2 protein-coding genes are annotated in these 5,985 nt (G+C 75.2%); both read left to right on the forward strand.

Going from position 1 to position 5,985, the window contains the following annotated elements:
- Positions 1 to 3,987, forward strand: a 3,987-nt coding sequence (locus ABTY15_RS39330) for an SDR family NAD(P)-dependent oxidoreductase (protein WP_350607444.1), incomplete at its 5' end; no start/stop codon positions are given.
- A gap of 181 nt (positions 3,988 to 4,168) precedes the next feature.
- Positions 4,169 to 5,985, forward strand: a 1,817-nt coding sequence (locus ABTY15_RS39335; RefSeq protein WP_502893693.1) for a type I polyketide synthase, incomplete at its 3' end; no start/stop codon positions are given.

Genomic DNA, 5,985 nt, shown 5'->3' on the forward strand with positions numbered 1-5,985 from the left:
CAGCGGGTGATCCGTCAGGCCCTGGCCAGTGCCGGGCTGACGGCGGACCAGATCGACGCGGTGGAGGCGCACGGCACGGGCACGCGTCTGGGTGATCCGATCGAGGCGCAGGCCCTGCTCGCGACCTATGGCCTGGAGCGGGCCGACGACCGGCCGCTCTGGCTCGGCTCGGTGAAGTCGAACATCGGGCACACCCAGGCCGCGGCCGGTGCCGCCGGTGTGATCAAGATGGTCATGGCGATGCGACACGGCGTCCTGCCCAGGACACTGCACGTGGACGAGCCGTCCCCGCACGTCGACTGGACGGCCGGCAGCGTCTCGCTGCTGACCGAGAACGTCGACTGGCCGGAGACCGGCCGCCCGCGCCGCGTGGGCATCTCCGCCTTCGGCATCAGCGGGACGAACGCCCACACGATCCTGGAGCAGGCTCCGGTGGTCGAGGAGACCCCAGAGGACGCCGCGGCGACCGTGCCGGTGCTGCCGGTGGTGCTGTCCGCCAAGAGCGAGACCGCACTGCGGGCCCAGGCCGAGCGCGTCATCGCCGCTGTCGAGGAGCAGCCCGAGGCCCGGCTCGCCGACCTGGCGCTCTCCGCGGCAGTCGGCCGGGCTTCGTTCGAACACCGGGCGGCGGTGCTGGCCGAGGACCGGACGGAACTGCTGGCGGGCCTCCGGGCCCTGGCCACGGGTGGCTCGGGCGCGAACGCCCGCCACGGCACGGTGGTGGAGGGGCGGACGGCGTTCCTGTTCACCGGTCAGGGCAGTCAGCGGGCCGGGATGGGGGAGGAGCTGTATGCGGCCTACCCGGTGTTCGCGGATGCGTTCGATGCGGTGTGTGCGCACCTGGACCAGTACCTGGACCGTCCGCTGCGTGAGGCGCTCGCCGACGCGACGTTGATCGATGAGACGGGCTGGGCTCAGCCGGCGCTGTTCGCGTTGGAGGTGGCGCTCTTCCGGCTGGTGGAGTCGTGGGGTCTGACTCCGGATGTGCTGGCCGGGCATTCGATCGGTGAGCTGGCTGCGGCGCATGTGGCGGGTGTGTTCTCGCTGGCGGATGCCGCGAAGCTGGTGGCTGCGCGTGGCCGGTTGATGCAGGCGCTGCCGGGCGGTGGTGCGATGGTCGCGGTGCAGGCGGGCGAGGCGGAGGTGCTGCCGCTGCTGACCGAGGGCGTGGGTATCGCCGCGGTCAATGGGCCCACGTCCGTGGTGGTCTCGGGTGCCGAGGATGCGGTGCTTGCCGTGGTGGCGCGGCTGGAGGGGCGGAAGTCCAAGCGGCTGACGGTCAGTCATGCGTTCCACTCGCCGTTGATGGACGGCATGCTGGACGACTTCCGTGCCATTGCCGAGCAGATCACCTACGAGCTGCCGCGGCTCCCGATCGTCTCGACCCTGACCGGCGCCGCCGTGACCACCGAGGTGACCGACGCCGAGTACTGGGTCCGCCACGTCCGCGAGGCCGTCCGCTTCGCGGATGCGGTCTCCGTCCTGGAGGCGGACGGTGTCCGGACGTTCGTCGAGTTGGGCCCGGACGGTGTGCTGTCCGCGATGGGCCAGGAGTCCGCGGTCGAGGCCGTGTTCGTCCCGGTGCTCCGGGCCGGCCGCCCCGAGGCCCGCACGCTCACGGCAGCCCTCGCCCAGGCCCACGTCCGCGGCCTCGCCGTCGACTGGCCGGCCGTTTTCGCCGGCACGGGCGCGCGCCGGGTCGACCTGCCCACCTACCCCTTCCAGCGGCAGCGGTACTGGCCGGAGGCCCCGGTGGCCGTCGCGGCCGCCGTGCACGGCGCGGCGGGCCAGGGCGGCGACCCGGTGGACGCCCGGTTCTGGGAGGCGGTGGAGAGCGAGGATCTGACGACGCTGGCGGCGACCCTGGAGGTGGACGCCTCGGACGCACGGTCCCCGCTGACCGCCCTGGCGCCCGTCCTGCCGGTTCTCTCGGCTTGGCGACGCCAGCAGCGCGAGCAGCACCTGGTGGACGGCTGGCGCTACCGGGTGGTCTGGCGGCCGCTGGCCGACGCCTCGTACGACGGGGTGCTGACCGGTGACTGGCTGCTGGTCGTCCCGGCGGACGGTACGCTCCCGCAGGCCGCGCGGCAGTGGACCGCCGCGGTCGAGCGGGCCCTGTCGGACGGCGGGGCGCGGGTGCGACGGATCGCGGTCGATGCCGGCACGTGCGAGCGCGCCGCGCTCGCCGATGAGCTGCGCGCTGCCAGGGACGCGGCAGGGGAGACTCCGGCCGGTGTCCTGTCGTTGCTCGCCGTGGACGAGGAGCAGCACCCCGTCCACCCGGCGCTCGCCGCCGGGCCGGCCGCGACCGTGGTGCTCGTCCAGGCCCTCGGCGACGCCGGGATCGGTGCCCCGCTGTGGTGTGCGACGCGCGGAGCGGTGGCGACGGGCGCGGCCCAGGGCGTGCTGAGCCCGGTTCAGGCGCAGGTCTGGGGTCTGGGCCGGACGGTGGCCCTGGAGCACCCCGAGCGCTGGGGCGGTCTGGTCGACCTGCCGGTGGCGCTGGACGACCGGGCGGCGGCCCGCCTGGCGGGCGTGCTGTCCGCCGGGGACGGTGAGGACCAGCTGGCGGTGCGCCGTTCCGGGGTGCTGGCCCGGCGCCTGGTGCGCGCCGAACGGCCCGCTGCCCCGACGGCTCCGTGGCGGCCGCGCGGCACGGTGCTGGTCACCGGCGGCACCGGCGCGCTCGGCTCGGAGGTGGCCCGCTGGCTGGCCCGCAACGGCGCCGAGCACCTGGTGCTCACCGGCCGGCGCGGCGCCGAGGCCCCCGGTGCGGTCCGGCTGCGCGACGAACTGGCGGCCACCGGCGTCCGGGTGACCCTGGAGGCCTGCGACGCGTCCGACCGCGAGGCGGTGGAGTCGCTGGTCAAGCGCTTGCTCGTGGCCGAGGACGGCCTGCCGCTGCGCGCGGTGGTGCATGCCGCCGGCGTCACCCAGGACACCGCCCTGATGGACAGCGACCTCGCCGAACTGGCGGCGGTCGTGGACGCCAAGGTGTCCGGGGCGGTCCACCTCGACGCGGCCCTGGGCGCCACCGAGCTGGACGCCTTCGTCCTCTTCTCCTCGATCGCGGGCGTGTGGGGCAGCGGCGGCCAGACCGGCTACGCGGCCGCCAACGCCTTCCTCGACGCCCTCGCCGAGCGGCGCCGCACCGCCGGACTCGCCGCCACCTCCGTGGCGTGGGGGCCGTGGGGCGGCATCGGCATGGCGGCCGAGGACGCCGCCGCTGCCGAGCAGCTGCGCCGGCGCGGCCTGCGGGTGATGGCGCCGGAGCTCGGCATCGCCGCGCTCCAGCAGGCGCTGGACCACAGGGAGACGGCGCTGACGGTGGCGGACGTGGACTGGGCGCTGTTCGCGCCGGCCTTCACCGCCGCCCGCCCGCGGCCGCTGATCGGCGACCTGCCCGAGGTCCGCGAGGCGCTGGAGGGTGCCACCGCGGGTCCGGAGGCGGGCACCGCCGAGCAGTCCGTGGCCTTCCAGGAGCAGCTGCGGTCGCTGCCCGCCGCTGAGCGGGAGCGGGCGCTGCTCGACCTGGTCCGCGGCGAGGTCGCCGCCGTCCTCGGCTACGCCGGGGCTGCGGCGGTCGAGGCTGCGAGGGCGTTCACCGAGCTGGGCTTCGACTCGCTGACCGCGGTCGAGCTGCGCAACCGGCTCGGCGCCGCCGTCGGCCTCCGGCTGCCCACCAGCCTGGTGTTCGACTACCCGAACCCGACCGTGCTCGCCGCCCACCTGCGGGCCGAGATCGCCGGCGACGACGACACCGGGGCGGGCCCGGCGCTCGCCGAACTCGACGCGCTCGACCGGACGCTGTCCGCGGTCGCCGCGGACCACGCCGACCGCGCTCGCGTCACCGCCCGCCTCCAGGCCCTGCTGGCCAAGTGGAACGCGGTCGGCGGCGCGGCGGACGAGGCCGACGAGGACGAGCTGGACGACGTGTCCGCCGACGACCTCCTCGACCTCATCGACAAGGAATTCGGCAGGTCCTGACCGTGCACCCCGTTGACGCCGGGGCGGGCCGCGCCCGCCCCGGCACCTTATCGGCGTCCCCCCTGTCCGGGGCGCCGACCTCCCCCGGCACCTCTGCCGGCCCGATCACCACCCTCCGCTCGACCTCCCCGTCCCCTTGCGCGACGAGCGCGATCCACCCGGCACCTCCGAAGGCGGCCCGCTGATGGCAGACGAAAAGAAGCTCCTCGACCACCTCAAGTGGATGACCGCCGAGCTGCGCCGGGCCAACCGCCGGCTGCGCGAGGTCGAGGAGGCGGAGCAGGAGCCGATCGCGATCGTCGCGATGAGCTGCCGCCTGCCTGGCGGTGTCCGCTCGCCGGAGGACCTGTGGCAGCTGGTGTCCACCGGCGCCGACGCGATCTCGCCGTTCCCCTCCGACCGAGGCTGGGACGTCGAGAACCTCTACCACCCGGACCCGGACCACCCGGGTACCTTCTACGCGAGCGGCGGCGGATTCCTGCACGGCGCCGCCGAGTTCGACGCCGAGTTCTTCGGGATCTCGCCGCGCGAGGCGCTCGCCATGGACCCGCAGCAGCGGCTGATGCTGGAGGCCTCCTGGGAGGTCTTCGAGCGGGCCGGCATCGACCCGGCGTCGCTGCGCGGCAGCCGCACCGGCGTGTACGTCGGCGGCAGCTACCAGGGGTACGGCTCGGAGCTGCGCGAGGTGCCCGAGGGCGTCGAGGGGCGGCTGCTGACCGGCAATGCGACCAGTGTGCTCTCCGGCCGGATCGCCTACACGCTGGGCCTGGAGGGCCCGGCGGCCACCCTGGACACCGCCTGCTCGTCCTCGCTGGTGGCACTCCACTGGGCCTGCCAGGCGCTGCGCGACGGCGACTGCTCACAGGCCCTGGTCGGCGGTGTGACGGTAATGGCGACGCCGGACGTGTTCGTCGAGTTCAGCCGCCAGCGGGGCCTGGCTGCCGACGGCCGCTGCAAGTCCTTCGCCGGCGCGGCGGACGGCACCGGCTGGTCCGAGGGCGTCGCCGTTCTGCTGGTCGAGCGGCTCTCCGACGCCCGCCGCAACGGGCACCCGGTGCTCGCCGTGGTCCGCGGTTCGGCGATCAACCAGGACGGCGCGTCCAACGGCCTGACCGCGCCGAACGGCCCGGCCCAGCAGCGGGTGATCCGCCAGGCGCTGGCCGACGCCCGGCTCGCCGCCGCCGACGTGGACGCGGTGGAGGCGCACGGCACCGGCACCGTCCTCGGCGACCCGATCGAGGCGCAGGCGCTGCTTGCCACCTACGGCCAGGAGAGGCCGGCCGAACAGCCGCTGTGGCTCGGCTCGTTGAAGTCGAACATCGGCCACACCCAGTCCGCCGCCGGTGTCGCCGGCGTGATCAAGATGGTCATGGCGATGCGCCACGGCCTGCTCCCGCAGACCCTGCACGTGGACGAGCCGTCCCCGCACGTCGACTGGACGGCGGGTGCGGTCGAGCTCCTGACCGAGCCCCGCCCCTGGCCCGAGACCGGACAGCCGCGCCGGGCCGCGGTCTCCTCGTTCGGCGTCAGCGGCACCAATGCCCACACCATCCTGGAGCAGGCCCCCGAGCCCGCCGAGGACCAGGACACCGCAGCGCCGAACGCGGCCGCGCCGGCTGCGGCACCGGAACCGGCCGCCGCGGCCGGCACGTCCGTGCCGTGGATCCTTTCCGCGCGCAGCGCCGAAGCCCTCCCGGTGCAGGCCGCCCGGCTGCTGGCGCACCTGGACACCGTGCCCGACGCGGACCCGCTCGACGTCGGCTTCTCGCTGGCCACCACCAGGGCCGCGCTGCCGCACCGCGCCGCCTTGGTCGCCACCGACGCCGATGAGTTCCGGCGCTCCCTCCGCGCCCTCGCCGAGGGCGGGCAGGCGCCCCAGGACGCCGTCGCCGACGGGCCGTCCGCCTTCCTCTTCACCGGTCAGGGCAGCCAGCGGGCCGGGATGGGGGAGGAGTTGTGTGCCGCCCATCCGGCGTTTGCTGCGGCGTTCGACGAGGT

It is taken from the genome of Kitasatospora sp. NPDC097643 (genome assembly GCF_040302625.1).
In the GTDB taxonomy this organism is placed as follows: domain Bacteria; phylum Actinomycetota; class Actinomycetes; order Streptomycetales; family Streptomycetaceae; genus Kitasatospora.